This is a genomic window from Snodgrassella alvi wkB2 (assembly GCF_000600005.1).
In the GTDB taxonomy this organism is placed as follows: Bacteria; Pseudomonadota; Gammaproteobacteria; order Burkholderiales; family Neisseriaceae; genus Snodgrassella; species Snodgrassella alvi.
Map to the genome: position 1 here is coordinate 1,446,483 of NZ_CP007446.1, position 24,156 is coordinate 1,470,638.

Sequence of the window (24,156 nt, forward strand, 5' to 3'; positions counted from 1 at the left end):
GTATAAAATTTCAGGGGATAATTTATTATTTATGGGTAATGATACTGATGAGTTGATTGTATTTGGTGATATCACCAGATGTGAATCAAAGAGTATTAACAGAATGATATGCTACATTCAAAAATAATTCAGATTGTGATTCACGTAATATTTAAAGCTTTTGAAACCGTTCAGCTGCAATTTTTGCCTTTATTTCATTTTCCGCACACAATTGCAGTTTTCACAGTAACTGTTTTCTAAAATTTTAAATTTAATCCATAATATTTAACTAATTACAAAAATATTATGAAGAACATCCTCGATGTCATTTAATCAGATTAATCCGCAAAATGTCCGAGTTTTTCCATTTTGGTATGCAAATAATGCCGGTTTTCAGGATTTTGTCCGACATGTAAGGGAACACGATTAGTTACATGAATACCGAGTGCTTTTAGTGTATCGACTTTCTGCGGATTATTGGTCATTAACTGTACAGACTGTATGCCAAGATGATCAAGAATATGTTTGGCCAAAGAAAAATCACGGGCATCGATGGGTAAATTTAAAGCAAGATTTGCTTCTACGGTATCCAGCCCTTCATCCTGAAGTTTGTAAGCCCGGATTTTATTCAGTAAGCCTATACCCCGGCCTTCCTGACGTAAATAAATAATTACACCTTTTCCTGCCTCTTGTACTGCTTTCATCGCAGCTTCAAGCTGGGGGCCGCAATCACAGCGTTTGGAAAATAAAGCATCACCGGTAAGACATTCAGAATGAATTCGTCCGAGTATATCTTCTCCTGTAGAAATATCACCTACAGTAAGAGCAATGTGTTCCTGCCTGTTGCGTACATCTTCAAATCCGTGCATGGTAAATTCACCCCATTGCGTTGGTAAACGGCAGGAAGCAATAAAGCGTACAGGACTATTATCTTGTATTTGGTTTTGATATATTTTTGACATAATATTTATCCCTTGGTATATGTTGTGGCAGCGTTATGCAAATTATGCATCAGTGGTGTAATTACCATTGCCAGGGCAATCCAGTCGATAAGTTCTGTATCGGTAATGGCATCTTGCTGCTGATGAGCAGCAAACAATACACCCAGTACTTGCCCTTCTTCACCGGTAACAGGAACAGCCAGCTGTGAAGCCCCGCTTTGCTGTCCTGTCAGACTGCTGTCATTAATCCACATTTGTACATTATTTATCTGATTCAGCCAGCCAGTAGAAGCTGTACGTGCAAACAAATACTGATTTACCTGCTGCTGATCGCAGTTTAATACAGCGGGAAAATGATACCCGCGTGCCAGTAGCCGGCATAACTCCCCTGCTTCATTATTTCCTTCATATAAATACAAAGCAAATACATCATTATGATGCCGGCTTGCTATTGAATCTAAAGCCAGATATAGCTGGCGCAAGGTATATGCACTGTTCTCATTGGCTGTAAATAAGTCTGCCGGATGAATCTGGTATAGCGAATCTGGACTTAAATTGAATTTACGAGCCAGACTAAATCCGTTTTCTTCATACCATAGCACAGACATATCGATTTCTGCCTGAGCAAGCTCCAGTACAGATTGCGCAACCAGCATTGCCATCCGGACTTCCTGCTCTGGTAATTCCAAGCCTTGCGTTTGCAAGTAATCACGCACCTGAGCGCATGTCATACACTTCCTTACTTTTTTCTTTGCAAACAGGTATTGTAACCGAAAACGATGCAGATACCGGATAGCAAAAGCTCAGGCATTTTAAAGCAATTTATATTTTTTATTCATTTTATCCGGTATAGGCAGCACCGACATTATTATGGCAGTATTGGCACTAAGTAATTTACTTTTCATTACCTAAATAGAATTTACTGTGTTAATTTAATTATAACTAATTAAATTATAGTTAAGTACTTGTATTATTTAAAATTTAAAAGAATAATAAAGCTACCGTAGATTCACGGTAATTATTGAAAAGGAGTTGTATATGAGCAATCTTAAACCCGGCGATAACTCCGGAACCAATGGCGGGATTTATCAGGAAGTTGATCAGCATGGTCATGAGCTGGAAAATTTTGCCACGATTAAAGACCATGAAAAAGCACCTCCAACCCAGCATCCGGGTAATACCTGGAAATTAAAAAACAGGACTCCAGACGGTAAACATTAAATATTTTCTGTTATTAAGCTGCCTGATTATATGTATGTTTTTTTTTCGGATAAACTATATTTACAGTCTGTATCAATGTAATCAGGCAGCTTTTTTTTCTTTAATCCTGATCATGTTACTTGATTATAAAAATCAAACTTATATCAGTTGATATTATTTGCCGCTTTTTTTCAGAAAAAAATCTTACAACAGACCGAATTGATTGAATACTTTGATATTAATCTGTTTATTTCGTTTTATCATAGTTCCGTCTGAATCATCAAATCTTCTTTGAATATCAAGCTGTTTTTATTCTCTGATTCAATATTTCCGCTTAAAACGATAAACTAAACTGGTTTTGCTCCGAATCCGGATAAACGTTCTGCATAAATATGCAACACCGAAACTGATGTACTTTATTTTATTTTTATGCTTAGTTTATGTTTTTTATTAATAAATTTTAATATCCGATTTCAAACACTATCTGAATCAAAATTTAATTTTTAAGTTTGTCTGATAAATTACTTTACTTTACGGCTGTACAGATATTTAATACCTATATTAACTATAAGCATCAATATTGTTTTTATCATTATTATTTTGGCTGAATAAAGCTAATTAATTGATAATAATATTTGTTATGGATAATAGTTATAAAGTTAAAGAAAAAATAATATATTGTTCACACACATCGAAGGTATTGATCCATGAAGAAATACAGTACATGATTAATCTGATCCATTAAAACTTAAACATTTTAAATATTTAATTTATTAAATAAATTATAAGTTACGGATTTTTTTTATGACTTTTCCACAAATACTATCTTTAGTATTGCTGGTACTGATATTGGTATTATCAATCTGGCGGCATGTAAATATTGGCTTACTGGGTTTTTGTGCAGCCGCAGTAATGGTTACAGCAACACAATTCTATGCGGTAACTGGTTCAGCGACAGCACCAGACCCGGCACTCCTACTGACTTCTAAATCAGTATTCGAGCATTTTCCGGGTTCAATTGTTACTTTACTCATTGGTGTATCGCTGCTTTTTGGGCATTTCGAACGCAGCGGAAGTCTGAGCTGGCTAACGGATAAAGTATATAAGGCAATTGGTGAACATACTTTACTGATTCCGTGGGTTGGCTACATGATTGGTTTGTTTATTTCTACTGCCGGCGCTTTTTCTACTGCGACAATTACATTACTGGTACCGGTTATTGCGGCTTTAGGCAGACGTATGCCAAAAATATTCTTCATCAGTGAAGTCGCTGCAATTGTAGGCGCCAATACTGGTGCTTTATCTCCGATTAATCCGGTAGGTACGGTTATTCGTGACTCTGCAAATCATGCCCAGGTCAGTTTTAACGGATGGCTGTTATGGTTACTGGGCACAATAGTTAGTGTCAGTACTGTATTGGTATTGCAAATAATTTTTAGTCCTAGTCGCATGCAGGACAGTACGAATGGAAAAAAACCGGCTCGTGGTCTGGCTTTACTGAAACCAGTTGCTATTGATAATAATGATAAAGGACAACTAAATCCTGCCTATGCAATCTGCTCAACATTATCTGTATTGCTCTTTATCACTCTGGTGGTATTTGCAGGTACTGACGTGGGATTAACAGCAATTTCTCTGGCTGTATTATTGCTGTTACTGTTTCCGGAATATAGTAAAAATTTAGCCAGAAATATCCCCTGGAATGCTGTGGTAGTAATCAGTGGTTTACTGGTGTTTATTGGTACGATGATGTTGGTACATACCATGGATGCATTAGAAAACCGTTTACTCGGTATGACTACCAATCAGATAATTTTATTATTCATTATTACGTATTTAACTACCAGTCTGAGTAATGTTGAATCTTCTACTATTGGTGTGATCAGTCTGATGACACCTATGATTTTTACGATATTCGGCGGTTCAGCGCATATGTCGCTGATTCTGGCTGCCTGCGTAGCACCGGCTTTACTCAGTGTGATTAATCCGATTCATATAGCCGGTACGCTGGTGGTAAGTTATACCGATGAAAAGCAGCAGGATGCAATGTTCAGGCGTCTGCTAACCATTGCTTTTTTCATTGTTCCGATTATTCCGGGATTAACAATGATTTTGCCGGCAGTGATGCTTTAGCTTTAAGTTAAATGCTGCCGTTTGGCTCCTGTTAAAGCCGGTTACAGGATTCTCATGGCAGTACTGTATATAGATATCTGAATTCAGACTAACAAATTTATTCTCCTTGATTTAACATTAAAAAAGATATCTTATACTTTACTTTACATAAAAAGTGATTTTTTATATTATTTTATAAAGAATATATATTTTTTAAATCTAATTATATGACAATTTAATGATATCCGTATATTAGCTGCAGGCTGAAGAGTTCTCTGAATCCGAAATAAATACAAATGTTATTTATTGTGCGATTTTCAGCATATTCATTCTGAAACAATAACCATTCAGGACACTTTATGAACTTACCACAAATTTTATCGCTTATATTATTGGTTGTGATTTTGGTTCTGGCAGTATGGCGACACGTCAATATTGGTCTTTTAGGATTTAGTGCTGCGGCGATAATGGTTATGGCGACAACTGCAATTGCTGATGGTTCTGATACAAATACAGTCTTGAGCAGCAAGGATGTACTCAGCCATTTTCCCGGAGCCATTGTAACGCTGTTAATCGGTGTGTCCTTACTTTTTGCTCATCTGGAAAAAAGCGGTGGCTTAAGCTGGTTTACAGATCAGATTTACGCAAAAATGGGGCATCGCACTAATATTGTTCCTTGGATTGGCTATTTTATCGGATTTGCGATTTCGACAGCCGGTGCCTTTTCTACGGCATCGATAACGTTGCTGGTTCCGGTTATTGCTGCTTTAGGCAGAAAACATCCCAGATTATTTTTCATCTGTGAAATGGCAGCAATTATTGGTGCCAATACCGGTGCACTTTCACCTATTAATCCTACTGGTCAGGTTATTCTGGATGCAGCAAAAAAAGCACATGTTGAGTATAGTCCGTGGCTGGTCTGGTTTCTGGGAATGTTAATCAGTTTTGTGCTGGTTATTGCCCTGCAAATTGTATTTCAGGATAAAAGAGTAGTCGAAACAAGTGATTCTAAAGCGCCTGAAAAAGGCTTTGTACTGCTAAAACCAATTAAACAGGAAAATGGTGATAACCATCAGTTACAGCCATTTTATGCAATCTGTTCTACTATTGCTGTATTGATTTTTCTGATATTAGTGATATTTGCTAAAGCCAATGTCGGTCTGACTGCTCTGACGCTGGCAGTAATTATGATGCTGTTTTTTACGCAGCAAAGTAAAGATTTTGTGAAAAAAATCCCATGGAATGCTGTAGTGGTTATTAGTGGTCTGCTGATTTTCATCGGTACCATGATGCAGGTAAATACAATGAAAGCGGTAGAACAAGGTCTGCTCAGTATGACCAGCAGTAAAATTGCTTTATTGTTTATGCTCGCTTACCTGACTACGTTCCTGAGTAATGTGGAGTCCTCTACTTTAGGTGTTATCAGCTTGATGATTCCGATGGTATTTACGATTTTTGGCGATTCTCCGCAAATCTCTTTGATTCTGACTGCCTGTGCGGCACCAGCTATGCTCAGTGTCGTTAATCCGATTCATATTGCCGGTACTCTGGTGGTAAGTGTGACCGAAGAAAAACAGCAGGAAATGATGTTCAAACGTTTATTGATTATTGCCTTTGCTACAGTACCGTTTTTTCCCGGACTAGCTATGATTGTTCCGGCTCTGATGATGTAATATCAATATTATTTAAAAACGCTCTGCTTTAAAGCAGAGCGTTTTATATTTCTGCACAGCAGATATTTATCTACCTGTTAAATATTCTTTAAGATGATTTGGATTCAGCCTGCTTTTTTCCAAAGGCTGTTTTACTTATTAATGCTGGCTGACGGAACAGACAGCTAGTCTGTTTGCAAAAAACCAGTTAACAAGCTGATTGGACTACGGCACAATAATCATCTGTTTTCTGTTAATACTTTTTTATATTTCTATGCAAATTTATTTGGTTGGTGGCGCAGTAAGAGATAAGTATCTGCAGCGTCCGGTGGTCGACCGCGACTGGGTAGTGGTTGGCGCAGATGCAAAAAAAATGCTGGAAGCTGGGTATCAGCCCGTAGGCAAGGATTTTCCGGTATTTCTGCATCCGCAAACTCATGAAGAATATGCGCTCGCGCGTACCGAACGTAAAGTATCTGCCGGTTACAATGGTTTTACTTTTCATGCAGCGGCAGATGTGACGCTGGAGCAGGATTTACAACGACGCGATTTAACTATTAATGCTATGGCCGAAGATGCATCGGGTAATCTGATTGATCCGTATAACGGGCTGGCTGATTTACGCTGCGGTATATTACGTCATGTCAGCCCTGCTTTTGCAGAAGACCCGGTACGTATCTTGCGCATTGCCCGTTTTGCCGCGCGTTATGGATTTAAAGTAGCCGATGAAACTATGGCACTGATGTGCCAGATGGTAAATAATGGTGAAGTAAATGCTCTGGTTGCCGAACGGGTATGGCAGGAACTGGCTAAAGGGCTGATGGAAAAGAATCCGCGGCTGATGATAGACGTTTTACGTGCCTGCGGTGCGCTGAAAGTAATTTTACCAGAGGTTGATGCGTTATTCGGCGTACCGCAACGCGCTGATTTCCACCCTGAAATAGATACCGGTGAGCATACTTTACTGTGTCTGCAGTATGCTGCTGAAAATGATTATTCACTGGAAGAACGTTATGCTGCTCTCACTCATGATCTGGGCAAAGCACTGACTCCGGCAAATAAATTACCACGCCACCCCGGACATGATTATGCCGGAATAGAACCTGTAGAAGCGGTAAACCGGCGCTGGCAGGTACCCAAAGCCTGTGCGCAATTGGCATTACTGGTATGTGAATATCATATCAGGTTACATAGTGTCAGTCAGCTTAAACCCAAAACGACACTGGATATTCTGAAAAAAACCGATGCATTGCGCCGTCCGGATCGATTTAGGCAGATTTTGCGTGTATGCCTCGCTGATATACGCGGACGCCTCAGATTTGAACATCAGCCATATCCTCAGCAACAGCACTGGCTAAATTTACAGTCTGCGGCAATGGCAATTGATGCAGCATCAATTGCCCGGACAGTGGCTGAACCGCAGCAGATAGCTCAGGCAATCGATCAGGCAAGGCTGAATCAGATTCGCCCGATACAAAATGCATATTGTCAATCTCAACTACACGGCTATTAATTATGTCATCTTCAGCACTTATTACTCAGTTGTCGGACAAGCTACACAAGCACAAACAACAAGCGGCAGAAATATACCGGCAACGCAGGCATCCGTTTGTCTATTTTCGCCAGCATACCGGAGTAATTGCTGATGTGCTGTCTACACTGTGGCAGGAGTTGTTTGCCGAAGAAGAAATGTGTCTGCTGGCAATAGGTGGATTCGGACGCGGCGAAATGTATCCGTATTCGGATATGGATATTGCTATTGTCAGCAGAAATCCGATTGATGACGATATTCAGCAGAAAATTGGTGCTTTTGTTCAAATATTATGGGATATCCATTTACAGCCCGCCCCTAAGGTGGGAACAATTAATGAGTTATGTGAAAGTGCCCGGGTTGATTTAACGGGTGATTCAGCCTTACTGGAAAGCCGGTATTTATGCGGCCGGCAGGATCTGGCTGCTGAATTGATTCATCAGCTTGATTTACAGCGGGATGTGGCTGCTTTTATCGAAGGTAAAATACTGGAACAGCGGCAACGTTATACCAAAGCGGCCGGTGAAGCCAGTCTGCTGGAAGCCAATGTAAAAACTACTCAGGGCGGTTTACGCGATATTCATACTTTATTGTGGCTGGCAAAAGTTCAGGGATTACCTCCTCAGATTCATCAGCTGATGAAAAATGCTATTCTGAACCGAACTGAAGCCAGGCTGTTACTGAGCTGCCAGAAACAGCTGGCCAGAATCCGTATTGAGCTGCATCTGACTGCCAGACGGGCTGAAGACAGATTGATTTTTGATTTACAAACTCAGGTAGCACAGAATCTTGGTTATCGCAATGATGCAAATTCCCGGGCCAGTGAAAAACTAATGCATGATTTTTATCGTGCACTAAAAGGCGTGAAACAACTCAGTGGTATTCTGGTACCTATGCTGCGCGACCGTGTTTACGCTTCTCTGCCGCGTGTGGTGGTTAATCTGGATCAGCATTATTATCAGGTAGGTAATATGCTGGCGGTGCATAATCTTGAACTTTTCTCGCAACAGCCTGAGCATATATTTACCATTTTACGTGTTGCTCAGGAACACAATGACATAATTGGTCTGGCACCAAAAACCCTGCGAGTATGGTGGGCGGCTGCACACCAGCTAGTGAATGAAGAGTTTTATCAGAATCCGGCAAATCGCGAATGCTTTGCCGGATTCTTCAAACACGGAGAGGGTCTGACTCATTTATTGCGCTTTATTAATCTGTATGGTGTGCTCGGCCGGTATTTGCCGGCATGGGGAAAAATAGTCGGTCTGCTGCAACATGATTTATTTCATATTTATCCGGTAGATGATCATATTTTAATGGTTGTACGCAATATGCGGCGTCTGGCCATGGAACAGCATAGCCATGAACTGCCTTTTGCCGCAACATTAATGCATACTTTTGCACGCAAACATATTTTGTATATGGCTGCACTGTTTCATGATATTGCTAAAGGCCGTGGTGGTGACCATGCACAAAAAGGCGTGGCCGATGCCCGCTCCTTTGCCGAAGATCATTTTCTGGATAGTGAAGAAAGCGATTTACTGGCGTGGCTGGTAGAACAGCATCTGCTGATGTCTATGACAGCGCAGAAAGAAGATATTCAGGACCCTGAAGTGATTACCCGATTCAGCAAACAGGTTAAAACTGTTGAACGGCTCACTGCTTTATATCTGCTGACCGTAGCAGATATCCGGGGCACCAATCCGAAAATCTGGAATTCATGGAAAGCCAGTTTGCTGGAAAATTTATATAAAGCCACGCTGCATCAGCTCAATGGTAAACAAAGCAACCGGCACACGACTATTCTTGACCGCCGGCAGCAGGCAATGCATGAATTAAATCAATATCACATCAGCGAATCACAGCAGCGCCAATTGTGGCATATTCTCGGTCAGGCTTATTTTGCCCGCCATGAGTGGCAGGATATTTTATGGCATTTATCAAAAATTATTAATTACGAACAGCAGGCTCAGGCGCACAGCCAGATGCTACCAGATAATGATACCCTGAAGGTGATGGTTTATATGCCTAACCGCCCGAAACTCTTCACTGAGCTGGCTTCGGTTTTCAGTGAAGCAGGGATGAACATTCTGACTGCCCGTGCCTATATCACCGAACACAACTTTATTCTGGATACTTTTATTCTGCAATTTCCGCCGAATCTCAACCCGAATGATTATCTCACCATTCAGAATAAAACCGAGCTGGCGCTTAATCAGTTTGTAAATGGTAAATTGCCGATGTCTGCGAGTAATCCGGCCAGTCTGAGCCGGCGTAGCCGTCATATTCCGATTGCACCGCGAATCAGTATTGATGAAGAAGATAATCCCGGCTGGTACAGCCTGCACATTATTACAGCAAACCGGCGTTTTTTACTTGCCAACATTGCTGCTGTTTTATCCGATTTAAATATCAGTATTCGCTTTGCCAAAATCACTACTCTGGATGAACGGGTAGAAGACAGTTTTCTGGTATATGCGCCTCAACTGGCCGATACTCAACAGCAATTGCAGCTTAAAAATGCCCTTCTGGATCAATTACTGCGCTAAGCAGTGATAACGGGAAACAGATAATGAACAGTTTTCAGATTGATAAAAATATTCTCAGCCAGTGGCAACGGCAGGCAAACAGACAGTTTCCTGCATTGTGTCAGCAGCGTCCATCTCAGAGCCATAAGGGTACGTTTGGCACGCTGGGTATTCTGGGTGGTTCAGAAGGCATGGCCGGTTCGATTATTCTGGCCGGAATAGCTGCACTGCATTGTGGCTGCGGTAAAGTATGGCTTGGTTTTCAGCAACCGGCATTACCAATGCCAATACTAAGCCAGCAGCCAGAAATTATGTTAAATACCGCCGAGCGACTTTTACACCGTTCCGATATTACCGCATGGGTGATTGGCTGTGGTCTGAGTACCTCAACTACGGCACTGGCAACACTGACTGAATGTCTGCAACAGAAGCATATGATGGTAGTCGATGCCGATGCACTGAATTTACTTGCTCAGCAGCCTGCTTTACTGACTGGCAGGCAAAATAATCAAAATGTTGTTTTAACGCCGCATCCGGGAGAAGCTGCACGCTTACTGCAATGCAGTATTAATGAAATTCAGAATAACCGTTATCAGGCCGCACGCCAGCTGGCGCAAAAATATTCAACATGGATAGTTTTAAAAGGTCATCAGAGTCTGGTTGTTTCACCTCACGGCCAGATACAGCAAAATGAAACCGGCAATCCGGGACTGGCAACAGCAGGTAGCGGTGATGTCTTAGCTGGCATAATCGGCAGTTTGCTGGCTCAGCAAATCCCACCGGAGCAGGCAGTATCAGCCGGAGTATGGTTACATGGTGCTGCGGCAGATATTCTTGCTGCCAATGATACCGGCCCTATAGGTTTATGTGCCGGTGAAATAGCTACAGCTGCACGCTGGCTGCGCAACCGTTTAACTGAATCTGTCTGAAAAACAAAACAGATGGTTAGATAGCCATCTGTTTTATCAGCTTATCCGCTTTTATATTTCGGAAACTGCATTATTTATCTGTTAAAGCCCAGTCTACTGCTGCAGTAGCATGAATTGCCGTAGTATCAAATACCGGTACCGGACTGTCATCCTGCGAAACCAGTAACATAATTTCGGTACAGCCAAGAATGATGGCTTGAGCACCCTTATCAGCCAGACGCCGGATAATCTGCCGGTACTGCTGGCGTGATTCTTCACGTATGATACCTGATACCAGCTCTTCATAAATAATTTTATGTACTGTCTGACAATCTTTATCGTCAGGAATCAATACCTCTAAACCGAATTTTTCTGTAAGCCGGCCTTTATAAAAATCCTGCTTCATGGTGAATTCGGTACCCAGTAAGCCAACTTTTTGCAGTTTCTGGCTACAAATTTGCTTAGCCGTTGCATCAGCGATATGCAGCAAAGGTATTGTTATACTATTCTGTACCTGTTCAGCCATACGATGCATGGTATTGGTACAAATTACAATACACTGTGCTCCGCCCTGCTCCAGCTGACGTGCTGCTGTACACATATTTTCAGCCAGTTCATCCCATCGTCCCTGATGCTGCAAAGCTTCGATTTCAGCAAAATCAACAGATAACATGATGCTGCGGGCTGAATGCGTACCACCAAGACGCTCACGTACTTGTTCATTAATCATGCGGTAATATTCAGCAGAACTTTCCCAGCTCATGCCACCGAGCAAACCAATGGTTTTCATGTTTTCCCCTTATTCGTTTAAAAAATTATTTATTTAATAGTTGAAGAATTTCTTTTGGCTGCTCAACAATATAATCGGCTGGCCATTGCGATATGTTATCTTCTGCACCGATATATCCCCAGTTCGCCAGCACTGTAATCATGCCGGCATTGCGTCCTGCCTGCATATCACGCTCTGCATCACCGATATACAGGCAATTTTCGGGAGCTACGCCAATGTGACGGCAGGCATAGAACATGGGTTCGGTACTGGGTTTCGGCGCACTGGTGGTATCTCCGCTTACGATTACAGCCGGTTCAATACTGCATCCGAGCTTTGGTACCAGACGGTCAGTAAAAACATGCGGCTTATTGGTAATAATCCCCCAGATTATATTCTGTTCAGCCAGTTTTTCTAATAACTCATTGATGCCGCCAAATAAAACGGTCTGATCAGTAAAATGCAGTTCATACTCAGCCATAAAATCCTGCCTCAAAGCTGCAAACGCAGGATTATCAGGCTGCATACCTGTACCGAGTTTAATCAGTCCTGCTGCGCCATGGCTGGCAACCGGACGAATCTCTGCCATAGTTTTAGGCGGTAAATTCTGCTTTTGCAGCACATTATTAAGGGCTATCCCTAAGTCCGGCGCCGTATCGGCCAGGGTACCGTCCAGATCAAATAACACAGCTTTAATCATGATTTTCTACCTGAAATATGGTCTGATAATCTGATTATATTGTATTAATGAACATGCTGACCGGCAACAGAAGGGATACAGCATAAAAGATTATTGCTGTGTTTATGGGCTGCGCTTTCTGTCTGTACCGTAACATGATGTATATCATGTCTGAGCAATACTTCTGCCAGTTCATTAACCAGTTTCTCTGCTTCCGTTATCGTTAATGTACCATCAACAACAATATGGCAGGACAAAGCATTCATATTGCTGGTAATGGTCCAGGCATGTAAATCATGTACAGCTTTAATTCCCGGCATATCCTGAATCACTCTGCCCAGCTGTTCCAGCTCAATTGCATCCGGTGTGCCTTCCATCAGAATACGCAAAGTGGTTTTCAGGATTCCGATTCCACTGTAAGCAATCAGGCAGGCTACCACTATACTTGCTACCGGGTCAGCCCAGCGCCAGCCAAACAGCATCATCAGTACAGCTGCGGCAATAGCACCCACAGAACCGAGTAAATCACCCAGTACGTGTAGAAACGCTCCGCGCATGTTTACATTATGTTCTGTCTCACTACTGCTGTGCATATACCAGGCAATAATAATATTTACCAGCAAACCAATCGTACTGATAACCAGCATGCCCCGGGTAGCGATATCCGGCGGATTAACAAAACGACCTATGGCTTCATAAACAATCATAACTGCAATTACCATTAGCGCCAGACCATTTACTGCCGCCGCAATAATTTCAAAGCGTTTATAACCAAAGGTCTGCCGACCGTTTACCGGCCGCTCACTCAGGTGAAATGCGATTAACGACAATGCCAGCGCCAGTGCATCCGAAAACATATGACCAGCATCCGACAGCAGTGCCAGACTATTGGTTAACCAACCACCAATAATCTCTACCACCATATATGCACCGATAATCAGCAGTGAAATACTTAAAACTTTTTTATCTGCACTGTGTGCACCAAGATGATGATGGTGATGGTGATGATGAGCTTCATCATGTTCATGTTCATGCTCATGTGTATGGTTATGTTCGTGCATAGTATTCCTTTAAATATTGTCTGATACCATTAATACGTTAAACCCTGACATATGGTAAAAGTCAAATGTGAATATCAGCAGATTTCAGCTCAGAACATTCTGGAATCCATAGTTAATATTTATACATACCGGCAATAAATTTTTACGTAAGTTGATAATAGCAGAAAACACAGAAATTTTGCCGGTGTTTACTCAGGCTTTGTGCTGACAAATATCGATATCAGCAAAAGCAGTAAATATTTTTAATATGTTTATTATTTAAATAATAAATTTTTATTTATTAATTTCCTTACATTGTTTCACATATCAAGGTAAAATACTTGTTTGTACAAGTCATGTTCAGTGAGCTACTGAATCATTAATAGACTTGAGAATTGACAGCCAATTCAGATTAAGCGAAAAGAATACATATTCCGGTTTGAAGTGTTTATATTTTATGAATATGTAGTTTTCATTCACACTGAGAATACTTGTTTATTCTGGTAATGTGAGATTTTTTGCAAGCTTATTCATAATACCGGATCATTGATTGATTATATGCTTTTACAAAACGAATATTGTATGCATATATTAGCTGCCGGAAATAATCCGGATTTAAGCAAAAACATGAATTAACTGATTCTCAACTGTTGCTTTTCTTATTATTTATGTTTGGCATGGTTTAACAATCACTACTTTCTGACTGTTTATCTGTTTCATGTTTAGTTTTATATCTATTGAATTCGGCCTTTCATTTATTGCCTTTTTCTGTCTTTACTGGCTATTGGGCAGCAAACCGAAACTGCAAAATCTGCTTTTACTGTGCACCAGTTATCTGATTGTTTATTTGTGCGGAAAAATACAGGCACTAATTGCATTACTGCTATTCACGGTATTTATTTATGCCACATCTGTACGAATAGTTCATGCCGCTAAACCCAGAATATGGCTGATAACTGCAATCATATGCACTATTCTGAATCTGGCATTATGGAAATATTTTGATTTTTTCCGTACGTCTGTCAGCTATGGCCTGGATAGTTTGAAACTGAGTTCCGACTGGCTGTCGGGTATCATATTACCGCTTGGACTGTCCTACTACTCATTTCAGGCCATCAGCTATCTGGTTTCGCTTTATCAGGAGCGATGCCACAATCAGCCTGCCGGTAAAGTTTTTACATTACCGGGTCTGGCTCTGCATCTGGCTTTTTTCCCTACTATTACTGCAGGCCCGATTGCACGCGCCTACGATGCACGCGGGTTAACGGATATATATAAACAGCCCTGCGGCATGGCAACACAAATCTATACTCCGCAACCCCGCAGAATTCTGGCACCTACTCTGGCATTGTGTCTGATTGTAATGGCTTTAATGAAAAACTGGTGGCTGTCCGGCTGGATTGCCGACAACTGGGTAGATCCGGTATTTGCTAATCCCATGCAATATCATAGTCTGGAAATACTGGCTGCCATATATGGCTATACTGTTCAGCTGTTTTTTAATTTTTCCGGTTACAGTGACCTGATGATAGCGATTGGGCTGCTACTGGGATTTCGCCTTCCGGTAAATTTCCGCGCACCATTACTGGCACATAATATCCGCGAATTCTGGCTGCGCTGGCACATCAGCTTATCAACCTGGATACGGGATTATATTTATATCCCGTTGGGCGGCGGTCGACATGGAATGGCGCGCACCCAGCTTAACCTGCTGATAGCCATGGCATTATCCGGAATCTGGCACGGGACAGGCTGGCATTTTTTAATCTGGGGCTTATTGCATGCAGCCGGGATGATCTTGCTTAATCTGGGCGACTGGCTGTACAGTCGTCTGCGTCATTGTGAATTCAATAAAGCTCGCGACGGTTTGAGTAAAAGCAGCCGGCCAGCTAAAATTATCAGCATAGTTGTGACTGTACATTTTGTATGTTTTTGTTTTATTTTTTTCCGCGCACCTACACTTAATGATGCTCTGCTTTTGTTACACGCACTGTTTTACAACAATATCAATGTACCTCTGAGTACCAATCCGTTTTATTTTTTTAGTTTGTTATTGCTGGCATGGATACTGTATCCATTTCTGGCAAAATTTACCAATATGTTATACAAGCGCGCGGATTCTCTGCCACGATACCGTCTGATTCTTCCTTTATTACTGTTAGTGGTTCTGGTATTAATTTGCGCGCCAACAGGTATTCCGGGATTCATTTATGCCAACTTCTAAATACCGCCGCGTGCCTTCTTACCACAATAAACAGAAAAAAAAGTATCCTCATGTTGAGGAAGTACCTGTAGTTAGTGTAAAAACCATTACAACAATGCCTATTGTTGTTGAGAGTGAAGAAACAGAAACCAAAGAGCAGCCGAAGAAAAGCAATAAACAGCAATTTCGTTTTGTACTGCTTGTTTTCATCATTACTGCCGGTATTGCATTATGGCTGATGCAAAACTCAATCATCGCCTATTATCAGCAAACTTACCATAGCAACAGTATTTTAACGAAACTAAAACAGTATGCATGGTGGCAAACAGGCAGCCATGCTGGTGAAGCACTTAATAACGGTGTCAGCCAGCTTAATCAGTCTATCAAGTCTGCTAACCTCAGCACCATCACTGCTTTTAATGATAATTACGCCTATACGGACAGCTATAAAGCCAAATTGCAGCAACAACTAAAACTTGCACAGGAACAGCATCGGTTAGCCCAGAAAAAAGCAGCAATAGAAAATGATATGAAGGCAGCCTTTACGCTTACAGCTACTGATGAAGTGTTTTTTGCCGGTGATTCATTAATGCAGGGGGTGGCACCGCATGTGCAAAAATGGCTCAGTGATGTTTATGGTATTAAAAGTATCAACCTGAGCAAACAGAGTACCGGATTAACCTATCCGGGCTTCTTTAACTGGCCGCAGACTATTGCAAATACGCTGGATAATAATCCGCATATCAAAATATTGGTTATGTTTCTCGGACCGAATGATCCATGGGATATTCCTGATCCGCATAACGGCAGCAGATTTGTCAGCTTCGCATCTCCTCAATGGGAAAGTATTTACCGCAGCCACATCAAAACCATTATGGATAGCGCCCGACAGCATCAGGTCACCGTTTTGTGGCTGACTCCGCCGGATATGAGAAAGCAAAAACTGAATGAACAAATGATTTATCTGCGTCAGATTACTGCCGATGAAGTAAGCAAAAATCATGGATATGTCGTAGATACCCGTGCAATGCTGGGTAGTAATGGTGATCAATTTTATGATACGGTAACACAAGCTGATGGAAAGAAAATTAAAACCCGAAGTTCAGACGGGATTCATTTCACACTTTCTGGGCAAAAAATTATTGCCAGAAATATTTTTAACCGCTTCAATCTGCCAGCACAAATTACGGATAACGATACAACAAATGTACAGTAAAAAGCATCTTGCCATTCTGGGCTGCTGCCTTTTCATTATGGCCTGCTCAGCGGATCCGGCTCCGGCACAATCTGCCCGCAAACAGGTATCAGCATCTTCGCAGAATAATCATGCCGCACAGATTGCCCAGGCATTACAGAAAAAAAGTATCAATATAGTGCAAATCGGTGATTCACATACAGCAGCGGATTACCTTACTGACGCTGCCCGTGTGTACTTACAGCAGCAATTAGGCAATGGCGGTCCCGGCTGGGCTATGCCGACTCAGTTTCCGGGTTTACGTCTGGCGCGTTTTACCTACCAGAATCAGGGCTGGCAGGCTATTTCCAGCCGTACCGATACCAGCCAGAATTATGCACTTGGCGGTTTGGTAGCTGTTCCTTCCGTGGGGTCAGTAATGACCATCAGAACACGCGGAGAGCCCGAAGCCGAACAAACAGTTACCGTCACTATCCGTCAGGGACCAAATGATGAAGATTTAACGATTACCGACAGTAACGGTAAACAGATTGTTCTTGGCGCACAACCCAAAGATAATCAATGGCATTTCAGTCAGTTTAACGCACGTTTTCCGATTACCGTTACCGCAGGTATGAATTTTCAGACAGCCATAGGAGGCTGGTGGGTACGTAATCAAAACCGTCAGGGTGTGGTATTTTCTGCTCTGGGGATTAATGGTGCGCAGCTTACTCAGTGGCAACGCTGGAATACTCAGGCATGGCAGCAGGAGTTGAATGTTATTGCTCCCGACCTGATTATTCTTGCCTACGGTACCAACGAAGCCTATAACGGAGTTGAGATTGAAACCGTTAAACAAAATCTGATTGAAACTATTAACCGCATTCGTGCAGCCTCTCCCAACAGCGCCATTATGATTCTTGGCGCACCGGAAAGTCTGAAAAGTACAGCCGGCTCATGCGGCGTACGACCGGAAAAACTCACTGAATTACAGGAAATGCAAAAAGAAGTGGCACAAAGCCAGCAGGTATTTTTCTGGGACTGGCAAGCAGTAATGGGTGGTGAATGCAGTATGAAACCATGGATTAATCAGGGACTGGCCCGCAATGATGGTGTTCACTTTACCTCAAAAGGTTATCAGCGCCTTGGTCAGGCACTGGGTGAAAGTATTTTATCCATGCGTCAGCAGCAGTAATTCTACATTTAAATAAAAAACCGGTTCTGCGGGTAATTATCCTGCAAAACCGGTTATTTTTTATTCAGTCTGTTTAACGTTTCGCCAGCCCCTGCTGATGCAAAAATGGCAGAATCTGCGGACGTAAAGGCTGAGAAAAATTGTTAGTCACAGCCTTACTCCAGTTCAGATCCAGACCACTGCGCTCTTTATAATAAGCAGTGAGCTGTTCATCATAAGCAGCCAGTTTGGCTGCATCAAGTGCCTTATAGCGGTTTTCACTCACCAGTGTTTCCAGAGGGAGACGGGGACGATACATCGGATCCTGAGCCGGATGCCCGATACACATGCCGAACAGCGGAAAAGTTAATGGCGGCAACGCCAGTATTTCTGCCGCACGGGCGACATCATTACGCAGAGAACCAATATACACACCGCCCAAGCCCATTGATTCAGCTGCCAGAAGACAGTTTTGTGCCATGATACCGGCATCCACAGCACCGAGAATTAATCCTTCAGTCCAGTCCAGCTGGGCTTCAGGAAAAGCCTGCCTGTGTTTTGTGTAATCAATACAAAATACCCAGAATTCTGCAGCAGTACGTACGTATTTCTGATTGGCTGCAACTTCACATAAAGCCGCACGTTTTTCTGCATCTGTGACGCGAATAATCTGGGTACTCTGCATAAAACTGGATGAAGAAGCAGCACGACCGGCTTCCCAGATCGCTTCACGCTGCTCATCCGTTAAAGCTTCTTCAGTAAATTTACGGATGGAGCGATGACGGTAAATAGTCGGTAAAGTAGCTTCACTCTTTAGATTGGTGTGGTAACTCATGATTATTCCTGATATTAATTTTAGCGTTTCAGACGCAGCGCCAGTTCAGCCAGCCGTTTACCCTGCGCAAAAGCCAGTGCCTCTTCTTCAGCACTTAGTTGGCTATTATTATCATGACCGGCCACATGGCTGGCACCGTAAGGTGTTCCGCCACTATGGGTACCATTAAGCTGTGGTTCACTGAACGGAATACCGCACAACAGCATCCCGTGATGCAAAAGCGGAGTCATCATACTTAAAAGCGTACTTTCCTGACCACCATGCAAACTGGTGGTACTGGTAAATACACAGGCTGGTTTGCCAATCAGACTTCCCGCCAGCCACAGGCTGCTGGTACTGTCGAGAAAATATTTAACTGGTGCAGCACAATTTCCAAACCTCGTCGGACTGCCCAGAGCAAGCGCTGCACAGTTCTGAACTTCATCCAGAGTAACATAAGGCGCTCCTTCATCCGGAATCTCCGCTGCTGTTGCTTCACATACAGCCGATACTTTCGGTACAGTGCGTAACAAAGCTTCACACCCTTCTACACTGTCTGCACCTCGAGTCAGTGCCAGTGCCAGATTACGGGTACTGCCTGACAGGCTGTAATACACCACCAAAATAGGTAAATCGGCCATATACTGCTCCTTGAAGATTGTCTGAAGGCTATTATTGTGCCGTAAGTGTCATAAATTGACCAGCCTGCACGGAAAGTCTGCGCCGTCTGCTCTTTTTGGTTACAATCAGCCATGTGAGGAGTCGCCATGAATATACAATTATTTAAAAGCAAATATTTACAGCAGCGCCTGCCACAGTTTTTATTGTTTGTTGCGCATAACTATCAGCGCTGCAAGCTGCCGCTTATTGCCGCCAGCCTGACATTTACTACGCTGCTGGCACTGGTACCTTTTTTTACTATTACTGTTATTGTCATTAATGCGTTTCCCATGTTTGCAGATATGGCCACACGCTTTAATCAGTTTCTGACCCATATTATTGTACCAGCTGCCGGTGCCGATTCTGTCAGTGACTATCTGTATGACTTCCGGGATAAAGCCAGCGGATTAACTGCTGTCGGTATCAGTTTTATGATTATTACCTCACTGATGCTGATACAGACAATCGAGCATGCATTTAATCAAATCTGGCAAGCACGCGATCAGCGACCACTATGGATTCGTATTCTGATTTACTGGGCACTGCTAACCCTGGGACCGGTCGTGCTGGGGATGAGCCTGTCTTTTATTAATTTATTATCTAATCCGGCCAATATGGCCAATCAGATACCGTTTTACAGCACACTTTTTAAAATTATCACCAATCTGGCACTATTCACCATTTTATTGTTTTTATTATATAAACTGGTACCATTTTGTTTTGTTCGATGGCAGCATGCTCTGCTGGGTGCTTTCATCACAGCAGTGGGGCTGGATTTATTGCGGCGCGGCTTTGCTATTTTTGTTACCTATTTCGGCAATTATCAGAAAGTATATGGTGCATTTGCAGCAATACCGGTATTTTTAATCTGGCTGAATTTATTATGGCTGCTGTTACTTGCCGGTGCTGTACTTACCTCTTCTCTGCCCTACTGGCATCAGGACAGATTCCGCCATCTACGTCAGTATCAGCCATTTGAAAATGCACTTGATCTGTTGTATCAGCTGGTAACAGCTCAGCAACAAGGACAGGCTGTCAAATCCTGTCTGTTGCAGCAAAAGTTCGGAATCAGTGATAAACATTTAGACCAGATACTTTCTAAACTCGAAAAGCAGCATTATATTGCTTACTGTAGTGACGGCTGGATATTGCAAAAAGATCCGGATAAAATCATGCTGTCAGATTTGTATCAACTATTTATTTATCAGCCTAATCACAATTCAGCCGTAGCAACTTCCGTAAACACCCTGCTACAGCCATGTTTACAGCAACTGAATATCAGTCTGTCCCGATGGGCAAGACAACTACAACAGCAAACACAAAATCAATCATAAAAATTATTCTGACACTGGTAATTTCAGATAAATAGTTTTACATTTACCTGTTTTAGGATGGATTGCCCGATACACAACCATGTCCCTGTTAACTCAATCATCAGCCTTGTTTAAGCAGTTAAAACAGAAAATAGCCGCCAAACCAAAACTCTTGTGTGGTATTGCCGGGGCAATCGTATTGCTTCTGATTATACTGGTTGTACTCATATCCGGCCGTAAACACAATTCAGATCGTTATCAGCCGAAGCATATAACTCTCAAACTGGCTCCGGTTAACATTAAAACCCAGGCACCTGTACAGAATTTCTGGCGGGACGAAATCGTCCAGCCCGGTGATACGATTAACATGGTACTAAGCCGCTTTGGTATCAGTGCTGCTGAAATTCAGCGCATTACCAGTCTTAACATCATCAAAAATAAGGTACAGCATTTACAGGTCAATCAGGTTTTCAGTATCCGCACGGATAACAATGGCCTCCTCACCGACATTCAATTTTTTAATGATGATGATAATGGCGAAAAAAATCTGGTGGCACTGAAAAAAACCGGTAATAACTGGAATGCCGATATCAGCGCAGTGGATACTGAAACCCTGCCGACATTTAAAGCTGTTGTCGTTAAGACCTCTGCACGCGGAGCACTGGCACAAGCAGGTATTCCGGTAGAAATCAGAGAATCACTGCGTGAAATTTTCAAAGACAAAATTGATATTAACTCGCTGCAAAGTGGCGATACTATCCGCCTGATTTACGACAGCCTGTATTATCGCGGTCAGGAACTGGCAACAGGTGATATACGCGCAGCAGAATTCAGCCACAATGGCAATATTTATCATGCCTATTATTACGATACTGGTAATGATGGTAACGGTCAGTACTATGATGTAAATGGTAAACCTTTGCGCAAAGGATTTTCCAGTGTACCAGTCGATGGTGCACGAATTTCTTCCCCCTTTGGTACACGTTTTCATCCGATACTGCAAACTCTGCGCATGCACAGCGGTATCGATTATGCTGTTGCCAGCGGAACACCCATACATGCTCCATCGGATGGTACTGTTGAAAGCTTTGGTATCAAAGGGGGCTATGGCAATGCAGTTGTGCTTCGGCACAATGACAGCATGCAAACCCTGTACGGACACATGAGTGCTTTTGCCAATCTAAGTGTTGGTCAGCATGTACAGGCTGGAGATATTATCGGATACGTAGGCAGTACCGGCGTTTCTACCGGCCCGCATCTGCATTACGAAGTCCGGATTAACGGACAGCCGGTAAATCCGACCAGCGTTGCCTTGCCGACCCGCACCCTGAATGCACGTGAACTGGCTGACTTCAAAAAGAAACAGCATCACTGGGATAAGCAGTTATCCGGCTTTCGTAATCTGAATGTTACCATTGCCCAGCTGGATTAACTGATAGCGGTATCTGCTCTGGAACTCACCAAACTTTACGCATACAATACCCGTTTTGCTGAAACAGAATCCATCATGAAAATTGCCACCTGGAATGTGAACTCCCTCAATGTGCGTCTGCCGCATACGCTGCGCTGGCTCGAAGAAAACCAGCCGGATATTCTGGCTTTGCAGGAACTGAAACTTGAGCAGGATAAATTCCCGGAAACTGAATTTACTCAAATCGGCTATCATGCAGCATGGAACGGACAGAAAACCTATAATGGCGTTGCCATACTCAGCAGACAGCCTCTTGAGGACGTAACAGTTGATATTCCCGAATTGAATGAACCGCAAAAACGTATTATTGCGGCAACGGTTAATGATGTCAGAATTATCTGTGCTTATTGCGTCAATGGTGAGGCTGTAGGCAGCGAAAAATTTGCCTATAAAGAGTGTTGGTTTGCGGCACTGAATAACTATATCAACACTGAGCTGGCACAACATCCCAAAACCATATTGCTGGGCGATTTTAATATCGCACCACACGATACAGATGTTTATGACCCGGTAAAATGGCAGGACAAAGTATTGTGTTCAGCACAGGAGCGCAGCTGGTTTCAGCAGTTGCTGAATCTGGGATTAACAGACAGTCTGTATTATCTTTATCCGGACAGCACAAACTATACCTGGTGGGATTATCGTATGAATATGTTTAAACGCAAACTTGGTTTACGCATAGATCATATACTGATCAGCAATGCGTTATTGCCGGCTTTGCGTGAAGTACAGATAGACAGCGAAGCCCGCGGCTGGGAACGCCCCAGTGATCATGCACCGGTAATGGCTACTTTCGCCTGATGAACAGCACACCTTCTTTTCAATACTATATCGGCCTGATGTCAGGTACCAGCATGGATGGTATTGATGCCGTACTGGCCAAGCTTTCCGGTACTCAATGGCTGGGTGTCTGTGCACATGCATTTGTCGCCTACCCGGAAACACTCAGGCAGCAGCTATTATCATTACAAATACCACAGCAGAACGAACTGGCACAGGCAGCCGTACTGGCACAGCAGCTAGCACGCCTGAATGCTCAGGCTGTCAGTACAGTGCTCAGTACAGCACAAACCGAAGCACGAGCCGTAACAGCACTGGGCTGTCACGGTCAGACCATACGTCATGTACCGGAACAGCATTACAGTATTCAGCTAATGGACTGGGCACTACTGGCCGAACTTACCGGTATTACCACAGTAGGTGATTTTCGCAGTCGCGATCTGGCTGCCGGTGGTCAGGGTGCGCCATTGGTACCGGCCTTCCATCAGGCAGTTTTTGCTGATGAAAAGCAATGCCGTGTGGTTCTGAATCTAGGCGGCATTGCCAATATCAGTGTTCTGCAACCACACCAGCCGGCATTCGGCTTCGATACAGGTCCGGCCAATATGCTGATGGATTCATGGGTACAGCAAAACTGGCAGCAAGAATTTGATTTTAACGGCACACTGGCCGCACAAGGCCGGACAATTGAGCCATTGCTGCAAGCCATGCTCAGCCATGCCTATTTCAGCCAGCCTTATCCCAAAAGCACCGGCCGTGATTTATTCAGTTTCGATTGGCTCAGCCAGTATCTTAACGGACAGGAAAATCCCGCAGATGTATTACGCACTCTGCTTGAACTAACCGCACACAGTGCAGTAAACGCCATTATAAATGCCGCACCTGATGCCGGCAGCGTATATGCATGTGGCGGCGGGGCTCAAAATCTGCTTCTGATGCAAACACTGGCACAGCAGCTTGAATTACACCGGATATCTCTATACAGCACCGATACTTTACAACTTCCGGCACAACTGGTTGAGGCTTCTGCCTTTGCCTGGCTGGCTGCATGCTGGTATCAGCGTCAGCCTGTAGCCACTCATTATGCTACGGGTGCTCATGGCGCACGTATTCCCGGCTGCGGTTACTGGGTTTGATACTCCGCAAAAAACCGTTAAATCCTGTTACTAATATCAGATACAGAGCCTAACAGAACGTATAATAACCAGTTAATTTCTGATAAAAATAC

The 24,156-nt window shown here is 42.9% G+C and carries 20 protein-coding genes; 13 read left to right on the forward strand and 7 right to left on the reverse strand.

Features of this window, described 5'->3' with window-relative positions; translation table 11 throughout:
• Positions 1-317 precede the first annotated feature (317 nt).
• Positions 318-941 (reverse strand): GTP cyclohydrolase II, encoded by a 624-nt coding sequence (gene ribA / locus SALWKB2_RS06655; RefSeq protein ID WP_025330895.1) that lies wholly within the window; start codon positions 939-941, stop codon positions 318-320.
• Positions 942-946: 5 nt separating this feature from the next.
• Positions 947-1,651, reverse strand: coding sequence for a GAF domain-containing protein (locus SALWKB2_RS06660; protein WP_025330896.1), 705 nt, complete (start codon positions 1,649-1,651; stop codon positions 947-949).
• 307 nt (positions 1,652-1,958) lie between these two features.
• Here SALWKB2_RS06660 and SALWKB2_RS06665 point away from each other — a divergent pair, with 307 nt between their 5' ends.
• The 6 genes from SALWKB2_RS06665 (at position 1,959) to SALWKB2_RS06690 (ending at position 10,872) form a co-directional block, all read left to right on the forward strand.
• Positions 1,959-2,141, forward strand: coding sequence for a hypothetical protein (locus tag SALWKB2_RS06665; RefSeq protein WP_025330897.1), 183 nt, complete (start codon positions 1,959-1,961; stop codon positions 2,139-2,141).
• A 783-nt stretch (positions 2,142-2,924) separates the two neighbouring features.
• Entirely contained in the window at positions 2,925-4,253 is a 1,329-nt protein-coding gene (locus SALWKB2_RS06670; protein ID WP_025330898.1) for an SLC13 family permease, read from the forward strand.
• 338 nt (positions 4,254-4,591) lie between these two features.
• Positions 4,592-5,905 (forward strand): SLC13 family permease, encoded by a 1,314-nt coding sequence (locus tag SALWKB2_RS06675; RefSeq protein ID WP_025330899.1) that lies wholly within the window; start codon positions 4,592-4,594, stop codon positions 5,903-5,905.
• A 253-nt stretch (positions 5,906-6,158) separates the two neighbouring features.
• Positions 6,159-7,397 (forward strand): multifunctional CCA addition/repair protein, encoded by a 1,239-nt coding sequence (locus SALWKB2_RS06680; protein WP_025330900.1) that lies wholly within the window; start codon positions 6,159-6,161, stop codon positions 7,395-7,397.
• 2 nt (positions 7,398-7,399) lie between these two features.
• Entirely contained in the window at positions 7,400-9,964 is a 2,565-nt protein-coding gene (gene glnD / locus SALWKB2_RS06685) for a [protein-PII] uridylyltransferase (RefSeq protein WP_080690453.1), read from the forward strand.
• 23 nt (positions 9,965-9,987) lie between these two features.
• Positions 9,988-10,872 (forward strand): NAD(P)H-hydrate dehydratase, encoded by an 885-nt coding sequence (locus tag SALWKB2_RS06690; RefSeq protein ID WP_180297657.1) that lies wholly within the window; start codon positions 9,988-9,990, stop codon positions 10,870-10,872.
• A gap of 70 nt (positions 10,873-10,942) precedes the next feature.
• Here the strand turns inward: SALWKB2_RS06690 and SALWKB2_RS06695 are convergent, their stop codons facing one another.
• Genes SALWKB2_RS06695 through SALWKB2_RS06705 form a run of 3 tightly spaced genes read right to left on the reverse strand, consistent with a single transcriptional unit; the run spans position 10,943 to position 13,360 of the window.
• Entirely contained in the window at positions 10,943-11,641 is a 699-nt protein-coding gene (locus SALWKB2_RS06695; RefSeq protein WP_025330903.1) for an aspartate/glutamate racemase family protein, read from the reverse strand.
• A gap of 25 nt (positions 11,642-11,666) precedes the next feature.
• On the reverse strand, positions 11,667-12,320 hold the full coding sequence (locus SALWKB2_RS06700; RefSeq protein WP_025330904.1) for an HAD family hydrolase: 654 nt from the start codon (positions 12,318-12,320) through the stop codon (positions 11,667-11,669).
• Between the two features lie 44 nt (positions 12,321-12,364).
• Positions 12,365-13,360, reverse strand: a complete 996-nt coding sequence (locus SALWKB2_RS06705) for a cation diffusion facilitator family transporter (protein WP_025330905.1) — start codon at positions 13,358-13,360, stop codon at positions 12,365-12,367.
• A 697-nt stretch (positions 13,361-14,057) separates the two neighbouring features.
• Between SALWKB2_RS06705 and SALWKB2_RS06710 the strand changes: the two genes are divergently transcribed.
• Genes SALWKB2_RS06710 through SALWKB2_RS06720 form a run of 3 tightly spaced genes read left to right on the forward strand, consistent with a single transcriptional unit; the run spans position 14,058 to position 17,911 of the window.
• Positions 14,058-15,563 (forward strand): MBOAT family O-acyltransferase, encoded by a 1,506-nt coding sequence (locus SALWKB2_RS06710; RefSeq protein ID WP_025330906.1) that lies wholly within the window; start codon positions 14,058-14,060, stop codon positions 15,561-15,563.
• Positions 15,550-16,758: an SGNH/GDSL hydrolase family protein gene (locus SALWKB2_RS06715; protein ID WP_025330907.1), complete on the forward strand. Its 1,209-nt coding sequence runs from the start codon at positions 15,550-15,552 to the stop codon at positions 16,756-16,758. Before SALWKB2_RS06710 ends, SALWKB2_RS06715 begins: the two co-directional genes overlap by 14 nt.
• Complete coding sequence (locus SALWKB2_RS06720; protein WP_025330908.1) at positions 16,748-17,911, forward strand: SGNH/GDSL hydrolase family protein; 1,164 nt, start codon at positions 16,748-16,750, stop codon at positions 17,909-17,911. The genes SALWKB2_RS06715 and SALWKB2_RS06720 overlap by 11 nt, the downstream gene beginning before the upstream one ends.
• Before the next feature lie 73 nt (positions 17,912-17,984).
• On the opposite strand, the gene nfsA is transcribed toward SALWKB2_RS06720, so the two are convergent.
• The gene (gene nfsA, locus SALWKB2_RS06725; protein WP_096766258.1) at positions 17,985-18,725 is read right to left on the reverse strand and encodes an oxygen-insensitive NADPH nitroreductase; all 741 of its coding nucleotides are present in this window, start codon (positions 18,723-18,725) and stop codon (positions 17,985-17,987) included.
• A 20-nt stretch (positions 18,726-18,745) separates the two neighbouring features.
• Positions 18,746-19,345: an NAD(P)H:quinone oxidoreductase gene (gene wrbA / locus SALWKB2_RS06730; RefSeq protein ID WP_025330910.1), complete on the reverse strand. Its 600-nt coding sequence runs from the start codon at positions 19,343-19,345 to the stop codon at positions 18,746-18,748.
• A 126-nt stretch (positions 19,346-19,471) separates the two neighbouring features.
• On the opposite strand from wrbA, the gene SALWKB2_RS06735 reads away from it, so the two are divergent.
• From SALWKB2_RS06735 to SALWKB2_RS06750, 4 genes are all read left to right on the forward strand, one after another.
• A complete protein-coding gene (locus SALWKB2_RS06735; protein ID WP_025330911.1) occupies positions 19,472-20,698 on the forward strand; it encodes a YihY family inner membrane protein in 1,227 nt (408 codons plus the stop codon).
• Between the two features lie 79 nt (positions 20,699-20,777).
• Complete coding sequence (locus tag SALWKB2_RS06740; RefSeq protein ID WP_025330912.1) at positions 20,778-22,109, forward strand: M23 family metallopeptidase; 1,332 nt, start codon at positions 20,778-20,780, stop codon at positions 22,107-22,109.
• A gap of 75 nt (positions 22,110-22,184) precedes the next feature.
• On the forward strand, positions 22,185-22,949 hold the full coding sequence (xth, locus tag SALWKB2_RS06745; RefSeq protein WP_025330913.1) for an exodeoxyribonuclease III: 765 nt from the start codon (positions 22,185-22,187) through the stop codon (positions 22,947-22,949).
• A complete protein-coding gene (locus SALWKB2_RS06750) occupies positions 22,949-24,064 on the forward strand; it encodes an anhydro-N-acetylmuramic acid kinase (RefSeq protein ID WP_025330914.1) in 1,116 nt (371 codons plus the stop codon). Before xth ends, SALWKB2_RS06750 begins: the two co-directional genes overlap by 1 nt.
• The last annotated feature ends 92 nt before the right edge of the window (positions 24,065-24,156 follow it).

Coding starts and splice junctions, on each gene's coding strand:
- SALWKB2_RS06700 (WP_025330904.1), bottom strand. CDS start 12,320: ATGATTAAAGCTGTGTTATTTGATCTGGACGGTACCCTGGCCGATACG.
- SALWKB2_RS06695 (WP_025330903.1), bottom strand. CDS start 11,641: ATGAAAACCATTGGTTTGCTCGGTGGCATGAGCTGGGAAAGTTCTGCT.
- SALWKB2_RS06710 (WP_025330906.1), top strand. CDS start 14,058: ATGTTTAGTTTTATATCTATTGAATTCGGCCTTTCATTTATTGCCTTT.
- ribA (WP_025330895.1), bottom strand. CDS start 941: ATGTCAAAAATATATCAAAACCAAATACAAGATAATAGTCCTGTACGC.
- SALWKB2_RS06665 (WP_025330897.1), top strand. CDS start 1,959: ATGAGCAATCTTAAACCCGGCGATAACTCCGGAACCAATGGCGGGATT.
- SALWKB2_RS06715 (WP_025330907.1), top strand. CDS start 15,550: ATGCCAACTTCTAAATACCGCCGCGTGCCTTCTTACCACAATAAACAG.
- SALWKB2_RS06720 (WP_025330908.1), top strand. CDS start 16,748: ATGTACAGTAAAAAGCATCTTGCCATTCTGGGCTGCTGCCTTTTCATT.
- SALWKB2_RS06690 (WP_180297657.1), top strand. CDS start 9,988: ATGAACAGTTTTCAGATTGATAAAAATATTCTCAGCCAGTGGCAACGG.
- SALWKB2_RS06680 (WP_025330900.1), top strand. CDS start 6,159: ATGCAAATTTATTTGGTTGGTGGCGCAGTAAGAGATAAGTATCTGCAG.
- SALWKB2_RS06705 (WP_025330905.1), bottom strand. CDS start 13,360: ATGCACGAACATAACCATACACATGAGCATGAACATGAACATGATGAA.
- nfsA (WP_096766258.1), bottom strand. CDS start 18,725: ATGAGTTACCACACCAATCTAAAGAGTGAAGCTACTTTACCGACTATT.
- SALWKB2_RS06675 (WP_025330899.1), top strand. CDS start 4,592: ATGAACTTACCACAAATTTTATCGCTTATATTATTGGTTGTGATTTTG.
- SALWKB2_RS06740 (WP_025330912.1), top strand. CDS start 20,778: ATGTCCCTGTTAACTCAATCATCAGCCTTGTTTAAGCAGTTAAAACAG.
- xth (WP_025330913.1), top strand. CDS start 22,185: ATGAAAATTGCCACCTGGAATGTGAACTCCCTCAATGTGCGTCTGCCG.
- SALWKB2_RS06660 (WP_025330896.1), bottom strand. CDS start 1,651: ATGACATGCGCTCAGGTGCGTGATTACTTGCAAACGCAAGGCTTGGAA.
- SALWKB2_RS06670 (WP_025330898.1), top strand. CDS start 2,925: ATGACTTTTCCACAAATACTATCTTTAGTATTGCTGGTACTGATATTG.
- SALWKB2_RS06735 (WP_025330911.1), top strand. CDS start 19,472: ATGAATATACAATTATTTAAAAGCAAATATTTACAGCAGCGCCTGCCA.
- glnD (WP_080690453.1), top strand. CDS start 7,400: ATGTCATCTTCAGCACTTATTACTCAGTTGTCGGACAAGCTACACAAG.
- wrbA (WP_025330910.1), bottom strand. CDS start 19,345: ATGGCCGATTTACCTATTTTGGTGGTGTATTACAGCCTGTCAGGCAGT.
- SALWKB2_RS06750 (WP_025330914.1), top strand. CDS start 22,949: ATGAACAGCACACCTTCTTTTCAATACTATATCGGCCTGATGTCAGGT.